The organism is Yersinia thracica (genome assembly GCF_902170565.1).
GTDB lineage: Bacteria > Pseudomonadota > Gammaproteobacteria > Enterobacterales > Enterobacteriaceae > Yersinia > Yersinia thracica.
Window position 1 is genome coordinate 87,584 of record NZ_CABHXX010000133.1, and the last position, 25,574, is coordinate 113,157.

Here is a 25,574-nt window from a genome sequence, read left to right on the forward strand (position 1 = left end):
CAAGGACACAGGCTATTCCCCAAAGTCATTGGAGTTGCAGGTAGGCAGCCAGTAAACGCATCCCGATGAGCTGACTCAAGTCAGTGATTCGGGTAAGAGCGCGCAGCTAACACCCCTGCGGCTTCAAGGACACAGGGGAAATTAATGTAGCTGAAACTGTTGCGCTGGCTGACTTGGCTCTTTATCAGCAAGATGCAGATGAGACAGCGTATTACTGCGGAAGGGAATCACCTGAGTCCGGCCATCTAACTGCACAATTTGGTAGAATTGCGGCAAGTTGAAGTTGATAAAGCTGGAGCCGTAGGTAAAGCGGTCGTGGGAAGATGAATAGAAACGGCTGACATCCCGCACCAACTCCTCTTTACTGCCCTCGCAATGGTGATAAACCTCGACGCGGTTTGACTCATCCAAAATATAAATATTAAAGCCTTTCTCATCTGCGGTGCCTTCGAAGAAAAACTGAATGATTCCTTCGCTAGCAAAACCATCGACTACCGGTGGCAGATGAATTTGATCAGCTTCGACCTTAATCGATAACCCATGCAGCTTATTATTGGAAATCGCCCCGTAGAATTCGACGGCATTTTCTAATTTCTGCACCGAGACACTTAAGCGCTCAAAGAATAGTCCCCAAGTCTGCCCGGACACTCGCACCGCTTTGAAACGGCCCGGTTCCTGACGAGTACTGGACAGGCGCAGCTCAATGCATTCAGAAACCAATTGTTGGATACGGGTACGAATCAGGCCACGTAAATGTTGGCTATAGCAGAACACATCCACGGATTCTGGCGGTGCCGCGTCCTGATGCATTTTGCCTAAAATAGTTTTCAGCGCTTCCAATACCGCCTGCTCACCACTGAAATGCAGAGTTCGCACTTCATTCCATGAGTTGCGGTACAGCAAATCGATGCTCCCGACCAGACATTGCTGCTGCTCGCCAAAACTGAAAACATCCAGTTTACGGAAATCAAAATGAACCACCTGATTGCGGAAAGCCGCAGTAGGGTCATGTTCCAGATTGACGATAATCGCCAAGTGGCGAATCTCACACGGGCTATACAGCGCTTTAGGTGTTGGCGCGGGCAGGCGCAGTGGGAAATGATGAGAGATATCTGTCACCAACTCTTGCAGTTTCACGGTATCGCACAGATTGGCGCTTTTAATATGTAGCCGTGTTTTGCTCGTCAACAGGCCGTTAAAATAAGCCCATGACACCAATTTATTCAGATAACGGTTATATTCCAGCGGCTGATGGCTGACGATAGCATCCATTGATGGCGCTTGATTATACAGATACCAACCCGGGCGGTTAGCACGGCCCGCGGGGACATGAATAAAGGTCAGATGCTCTTCAGAAAGATCCGGTGAAATTTGCGGGTTAACCAGTGTCACTTTGCCCGGCAAAGCTTCAAATGCCGCATACAATTTACGGGTCAGAACCCCGATATCTTGCGGGCTGGCGCTGACACTCAAGTTATTGCGCCGCGCAAAGCGAATCAAATTACGATAGCTTTGCATCATGGCGTCCAACAGCTCGTTATGCGCTTCACGCACCCGTTCAATTTTCCAGTTCGCGCGGTTATCCAGCACCGCCAGGTTCTCGTCACTCCAGCCCCATTCACTGACTAATTGGCTGAGAATTTCACGCCGCCAGCCAGCACTCGCGGGCGTGCGAGATAATTTCTCACACACTTTCAGATAGAAACAGCGGCGCACCAGATTCAACCGGGTGGTGTCATTGATTTGGGTCAGATAGCGAGTGACGCGATCGAGCATCATGCAATAAGCATCAAGGCCAAACGCCACAATCTCACCGGCATGTAGCCGCTGCTTGATTTCCATCGCCAATAGTTGGGAGTTAGGATATTCCCACGAATAGGCTTCGAGCAGGACAGTTTTCAGCACCGCCTTATAAGGCGAATCAATACTCTTATACAATTGCCATAAACTGGCCCCGAAATACTCTTCCGCTGACAGGGTGCTCAGACCGCCCAAATCCAGCCATTCATTCGGTGTCAGTACGCCCTGCGCATACAGCGACAGCACGTAATCATCGTAATTATTTTCTTCTTCAACCGGAACCATATTCCACAGAATACGTTTCCCTGCCAGACGAACCGCACTGCGGTAAAACTCATCCAGCAATAAAATATGTTGAGTAGAGCCGCAATCTTCGCCACCCAGACTGCCACTGGCGTTATGGCGGAAGCGGTTTTCATCTATCAGGAAGAAGCTGACTTCAACACCCATTGATGCGGCCCATTTTTCCAGCAGGCTACATTTCTTTTGCAGGCGATTGCGTTCTTCAGTATCAAGCCAGGCTTGGTGACACACCCAGATATCGAGATCGGATGTATGACACTGACCAATAGATGACGTACTTCCCATTGAGTAGACACCGGTAATCGGCAGTTCACCGCCCACATTCTGCTGCAAAGGCTGACCCCATTTGGCTTCAACCTCAGAGAGATAATTCTGTTGCGTTTCATTGGGCGTGAAAAGGCAGATACCATGGGGAACGTTACCATCAAGGTAACCCGGCATCAGTGGATGATGACAATGTAATAGGGTCGGTAGCAGACTGTAGACCTTTTGGAAGGCTGGCCCCATGGCCGCCAAGGCGCGATCGACTCGTAATTGGTTGATCGCATCCAGTCGCTGTTTCAGTGTCTCGATGTAGAGGTACAAGACGTCTCGCCTGGTTATTCCGGTGCTTAGAATTGTTCCGGTGCTTAGAAAAAAATCCGTGCTCCAGATTCGTTTATGACTTTTTTTGACTTTCACCCAAAATGTACTTTTTGTTGAACTGACCAAAAAACATTTTGTTTGAAAGCATTTTGTTTGAATAACAATTAACGAATTATTGCTGGAAACGTGATCAATCTAACACCTTGCCGATTGACCGTAAAGAAAGTAAAGCTATCCCCACAATTATAACGTCTATTTATTGTCAAGGTCATTAGCGATCCCCGCCACTATTGGGCAAATAAACCCACTGAAACGCGCAGCGAAAGCTACTTTGTCAGTAAGACAAGCTATAAAATCCTTATCCAGACAAGTATTTGTTAGAATAGTGGCTTTCTTATGCTCTTATCCGCCCTATTGATGTGGCTACCGCGCTGACAGTTTTCGCCGGTCAATGGTAGGATGGGCCGTAAAATATAAAAACGGTAACAAGAAATGTTAGACAAAGTTATTCGAATTGCCACCCGACAAAGCCCGCTCGCCTTATGGCAAGCACATTATGTTCAACATTTACTGCAAGCCAATCACCCCGGTCTGCAAGTCGAATTAGTACCAATGGTGACCCGTGGGGACATCATTCTGGACACGCCGCTGGCCAAAGTCGGCGGTAAAGGTTTGTTCGTCAAAGAATTAGAGTTGGCGATGCTCGACGGCCGGGCCGATATTGCCGTTCATTCGATGAAAGATGTGCCGATCGCCTTCCCCGACGGGTTGGGTCTGGTGACTATTTGTGAGCGAGATGACCCTCGTGATGCTTTCGTATCAATGAATTATGCCCATTTGGATGACCTGCCCGCTGGCAGCATCGTGGGCACCTCAAGCTTGCGCCGCCAATGCCAATTACGTGAACGCCGCCCGGATCTGATTATCCGTGACCTGCGCGGTAACGTCGGTACTCGCCTGGCTAAGTTAGATAAAGGTGAATATCACGCCATTATTTTGGCGGTTGCTGGCCTGAAGCGCCTCGGGCTGGAAACACGAATTCGCTATGCCATGCCGGCTGAGGAATCCTTACCTGCGGTGGGCCAAGGCGCGGTCGGCATTGAATGCCGTCTGGATGATGATTTTACCCGCAAACTGTTGGCACCACTGAATCATCGCGAAACTGAATTGCGCGTATGTGCAGAACGCGCCATGAATACTCGCCTTGAAGGGGGCTGTCAGGTACCCATTGGCAGTTATGCGGAATTGGACGGCGATACACTGTGGCTCCGCGCACTGGTTGGCGCACCCGATGGCAGCGAGATTATTCGCGGTGAGCGCCGTGGGCCGGCTGAAAATGCAGAACAAATGGGTGTTGAGCTGGCCGATGAGTTGCTAGCCAGAGGCGCGCGCGAAATTCTGGCTGAAGTTTATCGGGATAATCCACCACTATGACAATTCTGGTCACCCGTCCATCCCCTGCCGGGGAGCAGTTAGTCAGCCGCCTGCGTGCGCTGGGCCGGGTTGCCTATCACGCGCCATTGATTGATTTTTCTCCCGGTGGTGACCTGCCAAAACTGCCCGCATTACTGCAAGATATGCAAGCCGGTGACTTGGTTTTTGCTTTGTCGCAGAATGCGGTGCGCTACGCTAACCCGCTGTTAAAAAGAAATAACCTGTCATGGCCTGCGCAGTTATCTTATTATGCTATAGGTCGTAACACGGCATTAGCATTGCATACCGCCAGCCGTTTGCATGTCACTTACCCCCCCACGGGAGAGACCAGCGAGATGCTGTTATCATTGCCGGACTTGCAAAATTTGGCGGGTAAAAAGGCGCTGTTATTACGCGGTAATGGCGGGCGCGAGCTGCTCGGTGAAAGCCTGGATGAGCGGGGGGCAACAGTCACTTTTTGCGAATGTTATCAGCGCAGCCCGATATTTTATGATGGCAGTGAGCAAAGTGCGCATTGGCAACGTGCCGGAGTCGATATTCTGGTGGTTACCAGCGGCGAAATGTTACAACAGATCTATACTTTAGTTCCTGATTATTATCGTTCTTCCTGGTTGCTCCGCTGCCGATTGGTGGTGGTGAGTGAGCGCCTCGCTACCTTAGCGGCCCAAATGGGCTGGAGCCATATCCGGGTCGCGGAGAATGCTGATAATGATGCGCTGATCCGCGCACTACAAGATTTTCAATAAACCTGAAACCTGACTATGGGATGCCCAATATGACGGAACAAAATACCCCATCCGCGCCAGTGGAAGAGACAACCACTGCGGCTGAGAGGCACCAACAGCCAGAACCAGAAGTCCGCCAGGAGAAAAAAACCGGGCCAATTCTAGGAGCCATTGCTATTGCACTGGTCATCGCGCTAGGGGCTGGGCTTTATTATCACGGACAGCAGCAGGCTCAGTTACAAGCGGCGGCCAATAGTGCGCTGCAAGACCAACTCGCTGAATTAAAACAGAGCCAATTGCAGGAAAAACAGCAGCTTGAGTCATTGTTACAGCAGCAAAGCAAAGCGCTGGAAGCAGCCGACCGCCAACAAACATCGCTAACTCGCCAACTTAATGAGTTGCAGGAAAAAGTCGCCACGATTTCAGGAAGTGATGCCAAAACCTGGTTGCTGGCACAAGCTGATTTTCTGGTGAAAATGGCCGGGCGCAAACTGTGGAGTGACCAAGACGTCACCACGGCGGCCACCTTACTAAAAAGTGCCGATGCCAGCCTGGCAGATATGAATGACCCGAGCCTTATCGACGTGCGCCGTGCATTAACCGAAGACATCAGCACCCTGTCGGCGGTTTCTCAAGTCGATTTCGACGGCATTATTCTCAAACTGAATCAATTGTCTAATCAAGTCGATAACCTGCGTCTCGCCGATAATAATATTGATGATTCGCCGATGGATGCCAATAGCGATGAGCTGTCCAGCTCGTTAGCCGAATGGCGTCAGAATCTGACCAAAAGTTGGCATAGTTTTATGTCTGACTTCATTACTATTCGCCGCCGTGATAGTAGCGCCGAGCCACTATTGGCCCCCAATCAGGACGTTTATTTACGTGAAAATATCCGCTCCCGCTTGCTGGTAGCCGCTCAGGCCGTGCCTCGCCATCAGGATGAAGTGTATAAACAGTCGTTAGAAACGATTTCCACTTGGGTTCGTGCTTATTTTGATGTGAATGACCCGAACACTAAGGCGTTTCTGGATGAATTGGAGAACCTAAGTCAGCAATCAATTTCAATGGATGTGCCTGATCAATTGAAGAGCCAGCCGATGCTGGAAAAATTGATGCAAACCCGGGTTCGTAACTTACTGGCACAGACGCCAGTCGCCACTCAGGGGGAATAAGTATGCTGCGAGTCTTACTGTTATTCCTCATTCTGACTGCCGGGATCGTCCTTGGCCCTATGCTGGCAGGTCATCAAGGTTATGTATTAATCCAGACCGACAACTACAACGTCGAAACCAGCGTGACCGGTTTAGTCATTATGTTGGTCTTGGTGTTGGTCGCATTCCTGATAGTGGAATGGATATTGCGCCGTATTTTCCGCACCGGCGCCCGCACCCGTGGCTGGTTCTTGGGCCGTAAACGCACCCGCGCCCGTAAACAAACCCGGGCGGCGCTGATCAAACTGGCTGAAGGTGATTTCAAACAAGTTGAGAAGCTACTGACGCGAAATGCCGATCATGCTGAACAGCCGATGGTAAATTACCTACTGGCGGCAGAAGCGGCCCAGCAACGCGGTGATGAATTCCGTACCAATCAATATCTCGAGCGAGCAGCAGAAGTGGCTGATACGGAGCAATTGCCGGTCGATATCACTCGGGTGCGCATTCAGTTGGCGCAAGGGCATGTGCATGCGGCTCGTCATGGCGTTGACCGGCTCTTGGATCAAGCCCCGCGTCATCCAGAAGTGCTGCGTTTGGCCGAACAAGCTTATCTGCGCTCGGGCGCTTACAGTTCATTATTGGAGATTTTACCGGCAATGAACAAAACCCAGGTGCATACCGCTGAGGAAATCGCCGCGCTGGAGCAGCAAGCTTATATTGGCATAATGAATCAATGTATGGCGGAGGAAGGCAGCGATGGCCTGAAACGCTGGTGGAAAGATCAAAGCCGCAAAGTGCGCCATGAGATCCCACTGCAAGTCGCCTTAGCGGAGCATCTGATTGAATGTGATGACAGTGATGTCGCCCAGCAAATCATTCTGGATGGTCTGAAGCGCCAGTATGATGAGCGGCTGGTGTTATTGATCCCGCGGTTGAAATCCGGCAATCCGGAGCCACTGGAGAAATTATTACGCCAGCACATCAAACAGCACGGAGCCACACCATTGCTCAATAGCACTTTGGGCCAGTTAATGCTGAAACATGGGGAATGGGAAAAAGCCAGTGAGGCCTTTAAAGCCGCGCTTGCACAGCGTCCAGACGGGTATGATTATGCATGGCTGGCAGATGCTCTGGATAAACTACACCGCCCTGAAGATGCCGCACAGGCACGTCGTGAGGGGCTATTGCTCACTCTGCGGCAGAATGGCGAATCACTTTGACAGTACGCGAGTAGCTCAGTGAGTGAAGAGTTTACCGCACCCAGGGCCACTCCGGTCGCTTACGCGACTACGGCCCCAACCCCTCCATTTGGCTTTGTCAGCAGTCTGAGGCTCTTTCGGGAGCCTTTTCTTTACCCCTGATTCGGGTAAGTGCGTGCAGCTAACAACCCTGCGGCTTCAAGTAGCAAAGAGTACCCAAAAAAAAACGCTTGCCGGAAAGGGCAAGCGTCTGAAATTTTCAGGTCTACAGACAACAATGTCGGTGCCTCACTCAACGTTATGTCCGGTATGTGATGAAGATATTCAACATCGTTTACATGGACAATAGGCACCCTAAAATCGGCTCTGCGTCATCCCTGGGTTTATGAAGCTATATTGGCTATAAAACCAAGCTATCATAATAAGTGGGATGAGCATCTACAGGGTAGATATTGCACTTAGCGTGCCAAGTCGTAAAATTAGCGGGATTTTTACTCACGTTCTCAATTAAATCCCCGTAATTATATGATAATTAATTATTTTATTTTTTTACTCACTCATCCTGTAATACATCCACCCCATCATGCTGAGTTTCGTCCCACCGAAGTGATCTGTCGCTACAAAACGACGTTATAAACTGTCATTTTTTTTCTTTATATTTATCAGTTAATTATGTGTCTCTGTTTAGAGACAAAGCATCTGGCTTTTGTCGCAAAAAACCAACACTTCACTTCTCACCAGATAAATAGAGATTCTGGCCCGGCTACATGCTGTGTTTGATCAAAAAGTGCCGATGCCGGTTTCTTATGCAAGAGGAATGAACGCAGCCATAGATAGTAGAATGAGATGATAAGGGAAATGAGTAACAGGGAAATAGACTTGAGACAAATAAGACAGAGACAAAATACAGACGAAAAAAAACCCCGCATTGCGGGGTTTCTTCTTAAATTGGTCGGCGAGAGAGGATTCGAACCTCCGACCCACTGGTCCCAAACCAGTTGCGCTACCAAGCTGCGCTACTCGCCGATTTCTTACTGCTTACTCTACATGGTCTTTCGACCTATGTCCATGTAAATCTTAATAAAATCTACATGTTTTGTGTGGTGCGAAGGGAGGGACTTGAACCCTCACGTCCGTAAGGACACTAACACCTGAAGCTAGCGCGTCTACCAATTCCGCCACCATCGCATGTTCCACAAAATTTGGGGTGGCTAATGGGGCTCGAACCCACGACAACTGGAATCACAATCCAGGGCTCTACCAACTGAGCTATAGCCACCATAACTTCCTACTACTTACAGCTTACTTCGACTTCGTCGTACGCGGCAATCTTACCACCGCAGCTCTTGCACACAAAATTAATGGTGCGCCCGACAGGATTCGAACCTGAGACCTCTGCCTCCGGAGGGCAGCGCTCTATCCAGCTGAGCTACGGGCGCTTAGCGCCGTTGCGGGTGAGGATACTACGGTTTTAATACTTGGCTGTCTAGTGCTTTTTTAGAAGAAATGGTGTGTTTGCTTACGCTTTGCACACTCTGCCGCAAAAGTCAGCCATTGCTAGCCCTCACTCCGCCCTATTCGCTGGTTTTATAGGCGCTTTTTGTCAGCTACATTCTGTTTATGCATTCCCAAGCCCAAATAGCAGGCCGTCACCAAGCCAAGGAATATCACCCCAACCAACAAAGATAACCGAGTATCGGGGTTAATGCCCATCCCCACTAACACACAAATCAGGAAAGCGATGGTGAGATAGTTTACATAGGGGAACATGATGGATTTAAACGGATGCTGCTTTAATGCCTCTTTGTGCACCTGTCGGAAACGCAGTTGGCTCACTAACACCACGAACCACGGCACCATGCCCGGCAACACGCTGGCGCTGTAAACATACACAAACACCTGCTGTGGATTAGGAATGATGTAATTGAGGCTCGATCCCACCAGTAAACACAAAATCGTGACAGCAATACAATAAACCGGAACACCGCTGGCAGACAGTTTAGTCAGGCAAGCTGGCAACTGGCGGTTCTTCGCCAGCGCATACAACATGCGCCCGCCACTATACATACCGCTATTACACCCCGACAGCGCGGCGGTGAGCACCACAAAGTTGATAATACCCGCAGCTGAAACTATCCCTATCTTGGCAAAAGTCAGTACAAACGGGCTGCCCCCCGTCCCAATGCCGTCCCACGGGAAGATAGTGACAATCACGAAAATTGCGCCGACATAGAAAATCAGGATGCGCCAAAGGATATTATTGATAGCTCGCTTTAAGGTGACCTGCGGATTCCTCGCTTCACCCGCCGTAATCCCCACCAGCTCAACCCCCTGATAGGACGCCACCACAATACACAGCGCAAACATGAAGCCTTTCCAGCCGCCAGCGAAGAAGCCGCCGTGGGCCGTCAGATTATCAAAACCAATGGCCTGACCCTGATTACCAAAGCCGAAGAAAATGACGCCCAAGCCCACCAGAATCATCACAATGATAGTGGTGACTTTGATCATCGCAAACCAGAACTCCAGCTCACCATACAGTCTTACCGCCGCGAGATTAGCCAGCGCCACTATCGCCACCCCCGCAATAGCAGGTAACCATTGCGGCATTTCTGGGAACCAAAACTGAACATACACGCCAATCGCGGTAATTTCAGATATCCCCACCGCTATCCACATAAACCAATAACCCCAAGCTGTTAGATAGCCGAAATAGGGACTGAGATATTTATGTGCATACACGGCAAAAGAGCCTGCAACCGGCTCCAAATAGAGCATTTCGCCCATTGACCGCATAATAAAGAATACAAATAAGCCCGCAATAATATAAGCCAGTAAGACCGACGGCCCCGCCCATTGTAATGTGCTGGCGGACCCCATAAATAGCCCAACGCCAATGGTACCACCCAACGCTATCAGTTCGATATGTCGGGCCTCCAGCCCACGGTGTAATCCTTTTTTCTCTTCGTTGTCTACCATATATCCTCTATAACCTACTGGTGTGTCTGCTCCGGATTCCCGGTTGTTTTTGTTATTCAATTGCTTTTGTTATTCAATAAAGAAGTAACGACCAAATAAAACATTTAGCTTAATTATTAATACAGATTAAATAATAGAAAAACGGCCCTTAAATGACCGCAAAGCCCTAATCGGCCGGTATCGTTCCGTATCTGGGTCAGATAAGCAAACAAGAAATTAAAACTTTATGGAATAAAAGTATGATAATTGATTCCATAATGGAATTAAGCACTGGCGGTATTAACTTGGGGAATGAATGGAAGACATTTTATAACCTCAGGACCAAATTTGATCCTGAGGCTAAAGAAGTTATTACAAGCGACCGCTGTAATAATAACCGACAAATTTGAGCAGTTTGAATTGGCGACGGATACGGCTGGGTTGCGCCAACAGGCGATATAGCCACTCCAGCCCCATGTTTTGCCATATTTTGGGCGCTCGCTTAACATGGCCGGTAAAGACGTCGTAAGTGCCGCCAACTCCCATATAGAGTGCATCAGGATAGGCTTTACGGCAATCACGCATAAATATTTCCTGCTTAGGTGACCCCATGGCAACCGTGACAATTGCCGCGCCACTGGCAGTAATGCGGGCAAATAGCGCTTCGCGCTGTTCCGGCGTGAAATAACCGTCCTGACTGCCCACCAGATTCACATTCCATTGCGCACGCAACTTGGCTTCAGTTTCGGCGAGAATCTCTGGCTTGCCGCCGACCAAAAATACCGGCGTCCCTTGCTGACCCGCGCGTTGCATTATCGCTTCCCACAAGTCGGCCCCCGCCACTCGCGACAATTGCGCTTGCGGATATTTACGGCGGATAGCGCGCACCATACTGATGCCATCGGCATACAGGTATTCAGCTTCACTAATCAGGTCACGCAGAGCGGCATCATCCTCGGCTTTCAGCAGTTTCTCTGCATTCATTGCCACCAACGTGCCGGTCTTCACCGGGCCACTGCTCAGCAGATGATTGAGCACCTGTTCCATGTCACGAAAGCCCCAAATGTCGAAGCCACGGACATTGTATTTGGGAATATCAATAGCTTTTGGAATATCAATAGCTTTTGGAGTATCAATAGCTTTTGGAATATCAGTATTCTGTTCCATCACGATCCTTACTGTTGGCTGCTTGCTTGGGGCGCGGATAGCGGCGTCGACTTACCCGCACGACGCTGTACCCGTTGCTTTATCAAACCCGCCGTATCGAATAACCAATACAACAATTTCGCCAGTATCAAACAGGCACCAAATATCACACAGAAAAATACTACCCGCGAGACAAAGGAATCTAGCCCTTCGCGCGCCAACACAATAATGTTAAATACCGCCCCAAAACAGAAGCTTTGCAGGATGGCGGCTTTGTAGCGATTTTTCTCTGCTTTACCTTGCTCATACAACCAATCGAACCATTTAATGATTAACCCCACCACGATGGCTCCCAGTGGGATAAACAGCACCCCGCCCATCACCACCAAAGACCCAATTAGTGTCGGGGAAATAGCCAGCCCGGAGTGGTTATCGAGCACATCCCAGGTAAAGTAATTGGCGGTATTCAAGACTAAATCAGGGCGAGCAGGCCACAAGGAACTCGGAATAAACACATAGAAATCACGGATAATCGGCGCTAATCCCTGAAAATCTATTTTGTCGTAGTTTTGTAGCAGTAATCCGAGGTTTTCCCACGGCGAGAATGTATCGCGCGTCAGATACAGGAAAGTGTAAAATGCCTCTGAGCCGCTCACATCCAGACCATAACGTTTCAGGGCTAGCCAGAACATGCCGACAATGCCGAAGACCCCGGCCGCCGCCAGCATCCACAAAGTTATCCAGCCGCGAACAATGCCAATAAACAGGAATAATGAGAACGCGATAATGATATTAGCGCGGGTGCCGCCGACGATAACATAAGTCAGGATGCCAAAGGCCACGGTGCTTGCCAGGAAGAAAAACCAGGCGCGCATATCCTGCTTGAGGAAATAAACCACCAACATCGCCGGGATAAAGAAGTAGAAAAAGCGCTTCAGCGCCACACCGGAAACATCACTGGAGAAAATCTTACTATAAGAATCCAGCTTGAAGAGCAGGAAACCATTCTGCATAAAGAAGATGCCGACCGTGCCAATAGCCACCAGCGCCAGCAGGATCCAGGTCAAATTGGTTTCTACCCGATTCATGGTGAATATCGGCGCGCGCGGCTGGCTACGCGGCTTGCTCAGGCGAGTCTTATAACTGACATAGTAAATGCCATAAAACGCCGTGGCGGACAACATGGCGTACAGTAAATACTCAACCGGCACCACCGCGACGCCAAACTGGAACACCAACATGCAGGTCAATGGGAAGCCGAAATAGAATGTCAGCAAATAGAGCATTGAAAACAGCACGTTGAAGTTAAAGCGCACCCGCCGAAACTCCTGATACGTCAATATCAAGATAAAGATAACGGCGATCAGATAGACACTGAAAAGACCGCCAAATTGCCCCAGCGTCATGGGTGTTCTCCTGCGGCAAGAGCCAGCGCCTGTTGCCAACCCTCAATATAGTTAGGGTTAAAGAAAGCAATATTATGCTTATCCAATCCCGCTAACTGGCGCTGCGCCTCGCGAATCAAGGGTTCATCCAAAGAATCGCCATAGAAAAGCACCGGAATATGTTGCTCAGCTAAATCTTGCCAGAAGGGATTCTTACGACTCAACACAAAGGGCACGCCAAACTGGGTCAATAAACACAGGGTGCCGATACCTTGCTGGCGATTAAAAATGAAATAGCCCAAATCGCATTCACGCAGGATATTCAGATAGTCATCAAACGGGATCTGTTCCGTCAGGATGCGTAGGTTATCTCGCGCAAACAGTGCCAAACCCGCTTGCCTAACTCGTTCAATATACAACTCATTATTCGCCGGATACCCCATCGGCAGAATAACTCGGGCATCAGGGCCAAATTGCTGATGAATAGATTTTAGCGCCTCAATATGGCGGTTGGTGCTATCACCGGAATTCCCCACCAGAATCGTCATTGGCCCCGCGAGCGGCTTATCAATATTGACGCCAGTTAACGCCGGATCCATACGGGTTGGGAAATAGAGCAATGACGCCGGAACCCGAGGATGGCGCTGTTGGAAATAAATTAAATCGCCCCGAGTCGCAAAAACGTGCCCTACCCGCCCTTGAGCAATACGGCGCAGCAGGTAAAACAGGCGAAATTTCAAGCTCTTGGCATCTTCATATAAATCCGCGCCCCAAATATGCCAATAAACCTGGTGCGGTTTGATTTTCCCACTCAGCAATGCCAGCCACAAAGTGGCATTAAACTGCCCATGCCAGAAGAAGCGCGTCTCGCGGGAAGCTTGTGCGCGGGCAATCACCGCCTCGGCCAAGGTTTTTTTATTGCTGTGCGTTTCAATATCCAACTGCGGGAATGATGAAAAAGGCGCCGTTTCTTTTGCCGCCACCATAAAATGCCGCGCCTGTTCGGCGGGCACGCGGGTTGTCAGCACATCATTGAAGAAGCGCAATACAGTCAGATTATGGTGCGGGATATCAGATCCCAGTACATGAATCAGGGTTGTCATTTTTTTCTACTGTAAAGAGTGTTTACGGTGATGAATGTCTACGATACATAAGGAATACGCAGCTACAGAGCGCAAAATAGACGATATAAGTGGCCATATAAGCCTGTGCCGCGCCCAAAGAGCCATTCATTGGGATTAACCAATGGGCAAACCCAGTCAACAGTAAGAACTGGCTGACTTCCGTCAGAATGTAAAAACGTAAAGACGCTTTGGCAATCACCAGATAGCCGAACACGTAAGACCCGACCTTCAATACATCACCGACCAACTGCCAAGCGAAGAGGTCGCGCATGGCCGTAAACTGATGAGAAAACAACAGCCAAATAGCAAAATCACGTAATAACCAGACCATCAAACTGGCGGTCGCTACTGCCGGTAACACAAATTTCAATGAGCGCAGAATTTCACGGGAAATATCTGCTTTAGCTTTGAGCCTTGAGAGTGTCGGCAGCAAATAGACGGTAAATGACGCTGTGATAAATTGTAGATAAGCATCTGAAATACTGCTTACCCCTTGCCAAATCCCGACAGCATCCCAGCCATAGCGGTCAGCCAGCAAGTTACGCATCATCACATAGGCAACCGGCAAGGTCACCGAAGTAATCAACGCCATGATGGTAAATTTGCCCAAATGGCTGGCTAATGCTTTGTCCCAGCTAAGTTTAAGATAGCTGAGCGGAATAGTCTTGCGCCGAATCAACATGGCGGCAGCAGGAATAACCACCAGCGCGGGGACTAATGCCAAACCCAATAGCGCGCCAGGATAACCGCCGATCCGGAAGCAAATATAGTACGCGACGACACCAATCAGGCTGCCGCCGATCACCGCCAGCGCATTGCCCATCGCATCGCGATAGCCTTTGAGAATGGCTAAAAACAGATTGGCGTAGGCAATCCCCATTTGGATAAACGCCACCGCCCGCACCACATTCTGGTAATCAGCATGGCCAAATAACGCAATACTGACCGGTTTAGCCGCCAGCAAGAAAACCAATGCCAGCAGAGTTGAAAAACCCAGCACAATCGCTGATGACGTCCCCACGACTGCGCGCAAACGTTCAGGTTGCTGATGATATTCAGCAACATATTTAGTAATGCCGTTAAAGATACCCGCGCCAGAGAGCACGCCCAATACCGTAATTAACTGGCGGAAGTTACCCGCCTGCCCAACACCGCTGGGGCCAAAGGTCACCGCCAGCAGTTTCACCACTAACAGCCCGACGCCGATTTTAATCAGCGTAGAGCCAGCAGTCCAAATCGATGCTTTTGCCAGAGACATATCAGGCGAAGAAACTCAGAACAGTATTAATGACCGTGCTCTGATTCACATCAGTCAGGTTATAGAAGACAGGCAAACGCACCAGGCGCTCACTCTCCTGGGTGGTAAAGCGGTCTTCACCGTCCATACGCCCAAATTCTTCACCTGCCGGACAGGCATGCAATGGAATGTAGTGGAATACCGCCATGATCTCAGCTTCTTTCAAGTAGCTGATGAACGCAGAACGCTCTTCAATATCACGCAGTTTGATATAAAACATGTGCGCATTCTGTTCCAAATTGTCAGGAATCGCCGGTAAATCAATGCGCCCAGCATCAGCCAAAGGCTTGAAAGCATTATAGTAAATATGCCACAGCCCCAGACGGCGCTCATTGATTTGCTCTGCGGCTTCCAACTGGCCCCATAGATATGCGGCCTGTAAATCAGACATCAAATAACTGGAGCCAATATCACGCCAGGTATATTTGTCGACCAGTCCACGGAAGAACTGACTACGGTTAGTCCCCTTCTCACGGATAACTTCAGCGCGCTCAATCAGTGATTTGTCATTGATTAGCGTCGCACCACCTTCACCACCCGCCGTGTAGTTTTTGGTTTCATGGAAGCTAAAGCAACCAATATGGCCGATAGTGCCCAGAGCTTTGCCTTTGTAAGTCGACATCACGCCCTGCGCAGCGTCTTCTACCACAAATAAATTATGCTTTTTCGCCAGCGCCATGATGGTGTCCATCTCACAGGCCACGCCTGCATAATGAACCGGCACGATAACGCGAGTTTTATCGGTAATAGCCGCTTCAATCTTGGTTTCATCGATATTCATGGTGTCTGGGCGGATATCCACAAACACCACTTTCGCGCCGCGCAATACAAAGGCGTTGGCGGTCGAAACGAAGGTAAAGCTTGGCATAATCACTTCATCGCCGGGTTTGATGTCCAGCAGCAACGCCGCCATTTCCAGTGAGGCGGTGCAAGAGGGCGTCAGTAACACTTTCGGGCAATCGAAACGTTTCTCCATCCACTGCTGGCAGCGACGGGTAAAACCACCATCACCGCATAATTTACCGCTACTCATTGCGGCCTGCATATAACCGAGTTCGGTGCCGACTACCGGTGGAGCGTTAAATGGAATCATCTCATCCCCTGCATAACCAATACGCGGTGCTCTCAATCGAGGCTCCGCTGCGAATATAAAGGCGTAAAGCAGCAATGTTACTCATCTGTGTGGCTACCCGTAATCGGTGTAACCCATGATTGTGGCACCATTGCTTTGCCGCCGACATTAATAATGAACCAATACCTTTACCCTGAGCTTCGGGGAACACCGCCAACAGACCAATACGCGCACTGCCATCTTGCAAATCACGTAATGTCACAAACCCCGCCGGTTGCCCCGATGTATCCATTACCAGCAAACATTGATGGTCGAAAGTGCCCAGTACGGCCTTCTCCGCCCATAATGCATAAAATCTCCCGCTGTCCTGTGGGTCATACCACGGAGCGCGAAAGCGGCTTAATGCAAAAGCACGGGCAGCAACACTGCGCAATAGCGGGATATCGGCGGTGGTGGCGATCCGCTGTTGACAGGTTCCGGTATCTGCCTGAGATATAGCATTTTCCGTGCCAACCGCATCTTTTTCCTCAACGGGCAGCGCCAAATCAACTTCGCCTTCAACTAATTTGAAGTCAAGTTGGCCAAGGGAATCAATGAGATCAAGGCGGTGGGTAGGAACTTTGGCTTGGATTAAGGTAAAAGAATCCAACTCAGCCGGGTTAAGTTGCGGAGCTGAGTCAGAGAAAATCAGTTTTGCACTCCGGCGCTGGAAAAATTCACTTTCCCAGGCCAGCGGCTCAATATTGGCGTGGACGGGCATGGAGCAAGTCCAACAGATATTTGCCGTAACCGGTTTTGGCTAACGCCGTGGCTGCGCGCTTGACGCCATCGTCATCCAACCAGCCATTGCGCCAGGAGATTTCTTCCAGACAGGCAATTTTGAAACCTTGACGTTTTTCAACGGTTTGCACAAAGGTACTGGCTTCAATCAAGCTGTCATGGGTGCCAGTATCGAGCCAGGCAAAACCACGGCCTAATAATTCTACCGTCAGTTCACCGCGCTCTAAATACATCTGGTTGATGCTGGTTATTTCCAGCTCACCGCGTTCCGACGGCTTAACTTGTTTGGCAAAATCAACCACTTGATTGTCATAAAAATAAAGCCCGGTCACCGCCCAATTGGACTTCGGCTGGCTCGGTTTCTCTTCAATCGACAATGCGCGGAAGTTGTCATCAAACTCCACCACGCCAAAGCGCTCTGGGTCCATGACTTGATAGCCGAAAACTGTCGCGCCCTGTTGACGTGCTGCCACCGTTTTCAGTTTCGGGCTAAAGCCCTGACCAAAATAGATATTATCGCCAAGTACCAAACAGCAAGGCTCATGGCCGATAAACTCTTCACCAATGATAAATGCTTGTGCCAGCCCATCTGGGCTAGGTTGCGCGGCATAACTCAGATTGATACCAAACTCTTCACCATTACCCAGCAAGCGCTGGAATGACGGTAAATCCTCTGGAGTGGAAATAATCAGGATGTCGCGGATCCCCGCCAGCATCAGCACTGACAGCGGATAGTAAATCATCGGCTTATCATAAACAGGAAGTAGTTGCTTAGAGACACCACGGGTGATGGGGTGCAACCTCGTGCCGGAACCACCAGCCAGAATTATGCCTTTCATTCGATCTCCTAAGACATACTATGTCTTGAAAACATCATGCAAAATATTGAATGATGCCATCCCAATGATTAATAAACTTCGAACCTATCGTCAATCACTTAGGCCCAAACGCTCACCGGCGTAAGAACCATCCTGAACACGACGCCACCAAGATTCATTATTCAAATACCATAATACGGTTTTGCGAATGCCACTTTCGAAAGTCTCCTGCGGCCGCCAGCCCAGTTCCCGCTCAATTTTGCTGGCATCGATGGCATAGCGCATATCATGGCCTGGGCGGTCTTTGACATAGGTAATCAGGTCACAATAGTGAGCAATTCCTGCCGGTTTTTCTGGAACCAATTCATCCAAAAGCGTGCAGATAGTCTCAACCACTTCAATATTTTTGCGCTCGTTATGGCCGCCAATATTGTAAGTTTCGCCCACCACACCCTCGGTCACCACTTGATACAAGGCCCGGGCATGATCTTCAACATACAACCAATCACGAACCTGTGCGCCATTGCCATACACTGGCAGCGGTTTACCCGCGAGCGCATTCAGAATGACCAGTGGGATCAATTTTTCAGGGAAATGATATGGGCCATAGTTATTAGAGCAATTGGTCACCAAGGTCGGTAAACCATAGGTTCGCAGCCACGCGCGAACTAAATGGTCGCTAGAGGCTTTGGAAGCAGAATAAGGGCTACTTGGCGCATAAGGCGTAGTTTCGGTGAATAAATCATCGGTGCCGTGTAGGTCGCCATACACCTCATCAGTGGAGATATGGTGGAAGCGAAACGCCAGTTTTTCCTCTGCACTCAGTTGTTGCCAGTAATGACGCGCCGCTTCCAACATCTGGTAAGTGCCCACGACATTGGTCTCGATAAAGGCCGCAGGGCCATCAATAGAGCGGTCAACATGGCTTTCTGCCGCCAGATGCATCACTACATCCGGTCGATATTGTGCAAAAACCCGATCCAGCTCAGCACGGTCACAGATATCAACCTGTTCAAAAGCGTAGCGCTCGCTGTGAGCAACCACCGCCAGTGACTCCAAATTGCCCGCGTAGGTCAGTTTATCCACCACAACGACGCTATCTGAGGTGCCATCGATAATATGTCTTACCACGGCAGAGCCGATAAAACCGGCCCCACCTGTGACTAGAATACGTCTCAACGCCATACTCCTTTAGTGTCCACAATCCATGATTGCTTCACATCTTCTGGTTTGATGGCTTTGAATTGGCTGTGATCTACCAGCATCACCAGCACATCCGCTTGCTGCAAGGCAGTCGCGGTATCTTTCAGCGTAACGTGCCCCGCCAGCGATTTCGGCAATTGCTCAACATTCGGCTCAACCACCAGCGTTTCACCAGTGTGCCATTGTGCGATCAAATGGGCGATTTCAACCGCCGGGCTTTCGCGCAGGTCATCAATATTGGGTTTAAATGCCAGACCAAAGCAGGCAATTTTCACTTCAGATGCACGTTTGTCAGTGGCCGCCAGACAATCGGCAACCGCCGCTTTCACGCGGTCAACCACCCACAGCGGCTTACCATCATTCACCAGACGCGCAGTATGGATCAGGCGGGCCAATTGTGGATTTTGAGAAACGATAAACCATGGGTCAACAGCAATGCAGTGGCCGCCAACACCGGGGCCTGGCTGCAAGATATTCACCCGCGGATGGCGGTTCGCCAGGCGAATCAGCTCCCACACATTGATTCCCTGCTCATCACAAATCAGTGACAGTTCATTGGCGAAAGCAATGTTAACGTCGCGGAAGCTGTTTTCAGTCAGCTTGCACATTTCTGCGGTGCGGGAATTGGTCACCACACATTCGCCTTCCAGGAAGATTTTGTACAACTCACTGGCGCGGGCAGAACATTTTGGCGTCATACCGCCGATAACACGGTCATTTTGAACCAGTTCAACCATCACCTGGCCCGGCAATACGCGCTCTGGGCAATAAGCGATGTTAATGTCTGCCTCTTCACCCGCGTTCTGTGGGAAGCTCAGATCAGGGCGAGCTTCAGCCAGCCAGTGAGCCATTTGCTCAGTGGCTCCCACTGGAGAAGTGGACTCCAGAATGACCAAATCACCCTTTTTCAACACAGGAGCGATAGATTTAGCGGCGGACTCAACATACACCATATCCGGCTCATGATCGCCTTTAAAGGGTGTTGGCACGGCAATAAGAAACGCATCAGCAGCCAGCGGTTTGGTTACAGCTTGCAAGTAGCCGCCTTCGACAGCAGCCTTCACCACTTTACCTAAATCCGGCTCCACGATATGGATTGCACCGCGATTAATGGTTTCAACCGCATGGGCGTTGACGTCCACGCCGATCACTTTCTTCTTGCGCGACGCGAAAGCAGCAGCAGTTGGCAGACCAATATACCCAAGACCGATAACAGAAATAGTGTCAAAACTCATAGCGTCACCTGATGATTCTTTAAAGCTTCAAGGATGCGTTGACAGGCATGCCCGTCACCGTAAGGATTATGCGCCCGTGACATTTGATGATAGGCAGTTTCATCAGTCAGCAAGCGGGTCACTGCATCGACAATTTTATTAATATTAGTGCCCACCAACAAAACTGTACCCGAATCGACGGCTTCCGGGCGCTCAGTGGTATCCCGCATCACTAATACCGGCTTGCCTAATGAAGGCGCTTCTTCCTGAATACCACCGGAATCCGTTAGGATCAGGTAGGCGTGATTCATCAGGTAAACGAATGGCAGGTAATCTTGCGGGTCGATCAGGATGATATTATCAATCCCTTTCAAGATGCGGTTGACCGGCTCACTGACATTAGGGTTGAGATGCACCGGATAAACCACCTGTACCTCAGGATGTTTAAGTGCAATTTCAGCTAATGCACTGCAAATCCGCTCAAAACCGCCACCAAAACTCTCGCGGCGGTGGCCCGTCACCAGAATCATCTTCTTATTGGTATCGATGAATGGATAACGCTCTGCCAAACTGTCGCGTAATTCTGGGTTATTCATCACCCGATCACGCACCCAGAACAGCGCATCAATCACGGTATTGCCGGTCACAAAAATGCGGTTGTCTGGCACCATCTCGCGCAGCAAGTTTTGCCGCGAGTTTTCTGTCGGAGCAAAATGATACATAGCAAGATGGCCGGTCAGTTGGCGGTTAGCTTCTTCTGGCCACGGTGAATAGAGATCCCCGGTGCGCAAGCCCGCTTCAACATGACCGACAGGAATACGTTGATAGAATGCGGCAAGGCTGGTCGACAACGTCGTTGTGGTATCGCCATGCACTAAGATTACATCCGGCTTAAACTCCTCCAGAACAGGCTTTAGCCCTTCCAGAATACGGCAGGTTATTTCCGTTAATCCCTGTCCCGGCTTCATGATATTCAAATCATAGTCCGGCTGAATCTCAAATAAACGCAGCACTTGGTCCAGCATCTCACGATGTTGAGCCGTGACGCAGACTCTTGATTCAAAGGCTTCATCCTGAGCCAAAGCATGCACCAGAGGAGCCATTTTAATGGCTTCAGGCCGGGTGCCAAAAACAGTCAACACTTTCACAGTGAATCTCTTTAAGGTCAGTTAGCCGCAGACAACGCCTGCAAGTTGGGCGCACAATACGCCCATTACTGGTCAATCTTTTACTGATCAGTCTCTTACTGATCAAGAATACTTAGCACTTACCGCACGGGTTATGCTTGCGTACTGGTACGGCGAACCAACACCACTCCCGCGCCAACCAATGCACCAATCGCGCCCCACATAATCAACAGGAATACGCGACGCGGACTATCACGGGTAACCGGATCTTCTGGTGTACGCAAGTAACGGTAAGCCTGGAAGGTTTTATCCAGCGTCGGGCCGACATTCAATGTTGCCAGCATTGCTCTGTTCTGATCATAATCAATATCAAAACTTGGGCCGGTAGCCTGCAATGTCTCTAGCCGGGCTTCGAGCATCGGTTTACCTAACATAAACATTTTAGAATCGGCTAATTGTTCAGCCGGGGTATCGGTTTGACTGCGATTAATCCCTTGCTGGCTAGCCACTTTCAAAGCTTGCTTAACCGCAGCAACTTCACGATCGAACACGGCTTGAGCAACGGCTTCTTGCCGTTTAACCTGCGCCTTCATTGACTGAGTGCGAGCAGCCCATGCGCCTTCAATCTCATCATTCAAGTGGCTGGCAGCACGTTGGCTAGCAAAATCAATATAACTGCGCAGCAATTTATTGGAATCGGTGGCGGTTTCTGCCGTCAATTTAATGCTGTCATTCAGTATTTTTTTGTCATCACGCGGGGTGAAAACAATATTATTCACCAGCTCATCCAGTAATGCCGCATCCGCCTTAGCATCACCTTCTAGCCGCTGTTTGTAATAATCAGTTTGTAGCCAAAAATCACGGCGCGTATCGTAAGCGGCTAACTGGGTAATAAACTCGCTGTAGGCTTCGTCAGAAATACCGGGTTGCTCACTGACAACACCACTATTGTTACGGCTATCCAGGTTGCGCAAAAATTGCTGCTGAGAGTAATAACCGCCCAAATTATTGACAGTTGGTCTGTCTGTAATGGCTGTCGCACTCCACTGCTGTTTTACCAAGTAAGAAACACCCAGCGCTATTGCAGCAAAAAGAATTGCCATACCGATAATCCACACTTTACCGCGCCAAAGAGTACGGCACAGGCTGCGGATATCTAACTCGTTATCCATAACTGGCTCGTTATGGGTAGATCCTGTTTTATCAGTCGACATAGATTCTGGTTTCATCACTGCCTAAAAGCCTCTGGTTAAGATTCATGCTTATTTTGCGATGCACGGCGCATCCGACGCTTGATACGTTTGATAAAACGCGCCACTCGCCATGCCCGTTTTATGCAGTAACCATACAACAGAAATGCAAGCAAGAATAATGCCAACATGACCCATTCTGGGACAAATATCAGCCGTTCGCCGATAACGCCCACTCCCGCTAACAATGCCGCAGCCAGGGTGATTAAGACAAATGCCTGTCGTGAAGTAAAACCGGCGCGCATGATCAAGTGATGAATATGCTGGCGGTCGGGGGAGAAAGGGCTCATTCCTTTACGCAAACGCCGATACATGATGGCAATCATATCCATCAATGGAATTGCAATAATCCACAATGCTGTAACCGGGTTAATGGGATGAGAATTACCCTGTGTGCTTTGCAACAGTATCCAAATCGCAGTGAAACCAATCAGCGTACTGCCCGCATCACCCATAAAGACTTTATAGCGGCGGCCTAGCAACCCAAGGTTAAGCAAGATATAAGGCACGATGGCGGCAATCATCGCAAAACACCACAGCGCTAATGCCATTTGTCCGCTTTGATACAGCAAAAGACCCATGGCACCGAAAGAGACACAAGACAGCCCGCCCAGTAAACCATCAATACCATCGACCATATTGAAAGCGTTTATCGCCGCCCATACTGCGAACAGTGTGACAACATAGCCGAACGGCCCTAATACCATCTCCCACGGGCCAAACACATGTCCCAAGCTGCGTAAATAAAGCCCTGCGACTGCCATCATGGCAATACCGACTAATGCTTGTACAAAGGCTCGGATTTTTACACTGATATCGAAGCGATCGTCTAAAGCACCAACGAACACCAATAAACCAGCACACCCCAGATATAACTGGAAATGTGGGATCTGTTGGTTAGTTATCAGGAAAGTAAAACAAATGCCCGCAAACACGGATATTCCGCCCACTAATGGGATCAATCCTTGGTGACGTTTGCGATAGTTAGGTTTATCAACTAATCCAATTTTCTTGGCGACTTTGCGAGCTACAAATAAAAATGCCAGAGAAAACAGAAAAATAACAAATATTTCAGTACTCATAGTGAGTAAGTTCACGTTTAACCGCTCTCTGCAAAAAGATACGACAGCTTAGCATGTGGTTCGGCGTATACCACACCTTCCCTATGCCTTCCCTATGCTTTCAGTTATTTCTGAATATGATGACAGCCTTGCTGACTATTCCCAACTCTATTTTTACTATTTTCTCGTCATCCCTTTTATATTTTAAGCCACAGGAGCACTGCACGTTCTCATCGGGATGGGTTTATTTATTGTCGACCTGCAACTCAAAATTCTTTGGATGTATTAAGAAGAATAAGTGTAGAGAATAGACATTGGTTTTGATTGAGTTATTCACTAGGTAGATAACAATCCCGACTATCGTATAGCCCAAATGCAAAAAACGCCACGTCTGAGCGTGGCGTTTTGATTAATTTCGCTAAACTTATGAACGTCTCATGTTATCGAAGAACTGATCGTTGGTTTTCGCTGTTGCCAGTTTACTGATGAGGAATTCCATTGCATCGATCTCACCCATTGGATGAAGAATTCGACGTAAAATCCACATTTTTTGTAGCTCTTCAGTGGTTGTCAGCAACTCTTCTTTACGCGTACCAGAGCGGTTGAAATCAATAGCTGGGAACACACGTTTCTCTGCAATTTTGCGAGAAAGATGCAATTCCATGTTGCCGGTACCTTTAAATTCTTCATAGATAACTTCATCCATTTTAGAACCGGTATCAACCAACGCGGTGGCAATGATGGTCAGGCTACCGCCCTCTTCAACATTACGCGCAGCACCAAAGAAACGCTTAGGACGATGTAAGGCGTTAGCATCCACACCACCGGTCAGAACCTTACCAGAAGCAGGTACGACGGTGTTGTATGCGCGGGCCAGACGGGTAATCGAATCCAGTAAAATGATAACGTCTTTTTTATGTTCAACCAGACGTTTCGCTTTCTCGATAACCATTTCAGCGACTTGAACGTGGCGGGATGCTGGCTCATCGAAAGTTGAAGCAATAACTTCACCTTTAACCAGACGTTGCATCTCGGTGACTTCTTCCGGACGCTCGTCAATCAGCAAGACCATTAATACGCAATCAGGGTGATTGTAAGCAATGCTGGTTGCAATATTCTGCAACAGCATAGTTTTACCCGCTTTTGGCGGAGCAACAATCAGCCCTCGCTGACCACGACCGATTGGCGATGCCAAATCAAGTACACGGGCAGTTAAATCTTCTGTCGAACCATTACCACGTTCCATCCGCAGACGAGAATTAGCATGTAATGGAGTTAAGTTTTCGAACAGAATTTTGTTACGGGCGTTTTCCGGTTTGTCATAGTTAACTTCGTTAACTTTCAACAATGCAAAATAACGCTCACCTTCTTTCGGTGGACGAATCTTACCGGCAACGGTATCACCAGTGCGAAGGTTGAAACGGCGAATTTGGCTTGGGGATACATAGATGTCGTCGGGACCGGCGAGGTAGGAGCTGTCTGCTGAACGGAGGAAACCAAATCCATCCTGCAATATCTCCAACACACCGTCACCGAAGATATCTTCTCCACTTTTCGCGTGCTGCTTAAGGATAGAGAAAATAATATCTTGTTTACGCATCCGGGCCAGGTTTTCCAGCCCCATATTTTCGCCAAGTGTTATCAGATCAGAAACCGGCGTGTTCTTTAATTCGGTAAGATTCATAATGGTGGGTTCTTAAACTCGGGGTATGTCTCGAACTATGGTCGTGAATGGTATGGCAGCGTCATCCGTGCCTGTTTAACGGGACATTCAATCACCGGCCTTGGCCAAACTACGCAAGTAATGACTTACGCAAGCTTGCGCGACTCAACGGTGTAAAGATTGAAGGTGCCTTAGACTGATTTTGTAAAACACTAGACTGTCAAAAACCGATTGAGTTCATAAATATTCTCAACACAAATTATTTCGACATAG

General features: G+C 49.1%; 19 protein-coding genes and 4 tRNA genes. 4 read left to right on the forward strand and 19 right to left on the reverse strand.

Annotated elements, in window-relative coordinates:
• Nucleotides 1-141 precede the first annotated feature (141 nt).
• Nucleotides 142-2,688 (reverse strand): class I adenylate cyclase, encoded by a 2,547-nt coding sequence (locus FTA91_RS18490; RefSeq protein WP_050115225.1) that lies wholly within the window; start codon nucleotides 2,686-2,688, stop codon nucleotides 142-144.
• Nucleotides 2,689-3,180: 492 nt separating this feature from the next.
• Here FTA91_RS18490 and hemC point away from each other — a divergent pair, with 492 nt between their 5' ends.
• Genes hemC through hemY form a run of 4 tightly spaced genes read left to right on the forward strand, consistent with a single transcriptional unit; the run spans nucleotide 3,181 to nucleotide 7,224 of the window.
• Nucleotides 3,181-4,122: a hydroxymethylbilane synthase gene (hemC, locus tag FTA91_RS18495; protein WP_050115227.1), complete on the forward strand. Its 942-nt coding sequence runs from the start codon at nucleotides 3,181-3,183 to the stop codon at nucleotides 4,120-4,122.
• Complete coding sequence (gene hemD, locus FTA91_RS18500; RefSeq protein ID WP_050115229.1) at nucleotides 4,119-4,868, forward strand: uroporphyrinogen-III synthase; 750 nt, start codon at nucleotides 4,119-4,121, stop codon at nucleotides 4,866-4,868. The genes hemC and hemD overlap by 4 nt, the downstream gene beginning before the upstream one ends.
• A 29-nt stretch (nucleotides 4,869-4,897) precedes the next feature.
• Nucleotides 4,898-6,022, forward strand: coding sequence for a uroporphyrinogen-III C-methyltransferase (gene hemX / locus FTA91_RS18505; protein ID WP_050115230.1), 1,125 nt, complete (start codon nucleotides 4,898-4,900; stop codon nucleotides 6,020-6,022).
• 2 nt (nucleotides 6,023-6,024) lie between these two features.
• On the forward strand, nucleotides 6,025-7,224 hold the full coding sequence (gene hemY / locus FTA91_RS18510) for a protoheme IX biogenesis protein HemY (protein ID WP_050115232.1): 1,200 nt from the start codon (nucleotides 6,025-6,027) through the stop codon (nucleotides 7,222-7,224).
• Nucleotides 7,225-8,152: 928 nt separating this feature from the next.
• Here hemY and FTA91_RS18515 read toward each other — a convergent pair.
• The 18 genes from FTA91_RS18515 to rho all read right to left on the reverse strand — a co-directional run bounded on the left by FTA91_RS18515 (nucleotide 8,153) and on the right by rho (nucleotide 25,322).
• Nucleotides 8,153-8,229 (reverse strand) — tRNA-Pro (locus FTA91_RS18515).
• Between the two features lie 75 nt (nucleotides 8,230-8,304).
• Nucleotides 8,305-8,391, reverse strand: a tRNA-Leu gene (locus FTA91_RS18520).
• Between the two features lie 15 nt (nucleotides 8,392-8,406).
• Nucleotides 8,407-8,482, reverse strand: a tRNA-His gene (locus FTA91_RS18525).
• Nucleotides 8,483-8,565: 83 nt separating this feature from the next.
• A tRNA-Arg gene (locus FTA91_RS18530) sits at nucleotides 8,566-8,642 on the reverse strand.
• 148 nt (nucleotides 8,643-8,790) lie between these two features.
• On the reverse strand, nucleotides 8,791-10,182 hold the full coding sequence (thrP, locus tag FTA91_RS18535) for a bifunctional threonine/serine APC transporter ThrP (protein ID WP_050115234.1): 1,392 nt from the start codon (nucleotides 10,180-10,182) through the stop codon (nucleotides 8,791-8,793).
• A gap of 351 nt (nucleotides 10,183-10,533) precedes the next feature.
• Nucleotides 10,534-11,328 carry a lipopolysaccharide N-acetylmannosaminouronosyltransferase gene (wecG, locus tag FTA91_RS18540; protein WP_268967489.1) on the reverse strand — a complete coding sequence of 265 codons (795 nt, stop codon included), beginning with the start codon at nucleotides 11,326-11,328 and terminating at the stop codon, nucleotides 10,534-10,536.
• Nucleotides 11,329-11,336: 8 nt separating this feature from the next.
• On the reverse strand, nucleotides 11,337-12,713 hold the full coding sequence (wzyE, locus tag FTA91_RS18545) for an ECA oligosaccharide polymerase (RefSeq protein ID WP_050115237.1): 1,377 nt from the start codon (nucleotides 12,711-12,713) through the stop codon (nucleotides 11,337-11,339).
• Nucleotides 12,710-13,795, reverse strand: a complete 1,086-nt coding sequence (locus FTA91_RS18550; RefSeq protein ID WP_050115239.1) for a TDP-N-acetylfucosamine:lipid II N-acetylfucosaminyltransferase — start codon at nucleotides 13,793-13,795, stop codon at nucleotides 12,710-12,712. Before FTA91_RS18550 ends, wzyE begins: the two co-directional genes overlap by 4 nt.
• 22 nt (nucleotides 13,796-13,817) lie before the next feature.
• Complete coding sequence (wzxE, locus tag FTA91_RS18555) at nucleotides 13,818-15,074, reverse strand: lipid III flippase WzxE (protein ID WP_145536062.1); 1,257 nt, start codon at nucleotides 15,072-15,074, stop codon at nucleotides 13,818-13,820.
• 1 nt (nucleotide 15,075) lies between these two features.
• Nucleotides 15,076-16,206 (reverse strand): dTDP-4-amino-4,6-dideoxygalactose transaminase, encoded by a 1,131-nt coding sequence (gene rffA, locus FTA91_RS18560; protein ID WP_145583754.1) that lies wholly within the window; start codon nucleotides 16,204-16,206, stop codon nucleotides 15,076-15,078.
• A gap of 1 nt (nucleotide 16,207) precedes the next feature.
• Entirely contained in the window at nucleotides 16,208-16,945 is a 738-nt protein-coding gene (gene rffC / locus FTA91_RS18565) for a dTDP-4-amino-4,6-dideoxy-D-galactose acyltransferase (RefSeq protein ID WP_145536063.1), read from the reverse strand.
• Nucleotides 16,923-17,804: a glucose-1-phosphate thymidylyltransferase RfbA gene (rfbA, locus tag FTA91_RS18570; protein ID WP_050115247.1), complete on the reverse strand. Its 882-nt coding sequence runs from the start codon at nucleotides 17,802-17,804 to the stop codon at nucleotides 16,923-16,925. Before rfbA ends, rffC begins: the two co-directional genes overlap by 23 nt.
• 90 nt (nucleotides 17,805-17,894) lie before the next feature.
• Nucleotides 17,895-18,968: a dTDP-glucose 4,6-dehydratase gene (gene rffG / locus FTA91_RS18575; RefSeq protein WP_172667628.1), complete on the reverse strand. Its 1,074-nt coding sequence runs from the start codon at nucleotides 18,966-18,968 to the stop codon at nucleotides 17,895-17,897.
• Nucleotides 18,959-20,221 (reverse strand): UDP-N-acetyl-D-mannosamine dehydrogenase, encoded by a 1,263-nt coding sequence (gene wecC, locus FTA91_RS18580; RefSeq protein WP_050115249.1) that lies wholly within the window; start codon nucleotides 20,219-20,221, stop codon nucleotides 18,959-18,961. Before wecC ends, rffG begins: the two co-directional genes overlap by 10 nt.
• Complete coding sequence (gene wecB / locus FTA91_RS18585) at nucleotides 20,218-21,348, reverse strand: non-hydrolyzing UDP-N-acetylglucosamine 2-epimerase (protein WP_038638142.1); 1,131 nt, start codon at nucleotides 21,346-21,348, stop codon at nucleotides 20,218-20,220. The genes wecC and wecB overlap by 4 nt, the downstream gene beginning before the upstream one ends.
• Before the next feature lie 131 nt (nucleotides 21,349-21,479).
• Nucleotides 21,480-22,556, reverse strand: coding sequence for an ECA polysaccharide chain length modulation protein (wzzE, locus tag FTA91_RS18590; RefSeq protein ID WP_174634552.1), 1,077 nt, complete (start codon nucleotides 22,554-22,556; stop codon nucleotides 21,480-21,482).
• A gap of 20 nt (nucleotides 22,557-22,576) precedes the next feature.
• Entirely contained in the window at nucleotides 22,577-23,674 is a 1,098-nt protein-coding gene (gene wecA / locus FTA91_RS18595; RefSeq protein ID WP_072082659.1) for a UDP-N-acetylglucosamine--undecaprenyl-phosphate N-acetylglucosaminephosphotransferase, read from the reverse strand.
• A 388-nt stretch (nucleotides 23,675-24,062) separates the two neighbouring features.
• On the reverse strand, nucleotides 24,063-25,322 hold the full coding sequence (gene rho, locus FTA91_RS18600; protein ID WP_004704159.1) for a transcription termination factor Rho: 1,260 nt from the start codon (nucleotides 25,320-25,322) through the stop codon (nucleotides 24,063-24,065).
• Nucleotides 25,323-25,574: the final 252 nt, after the last annotated feature.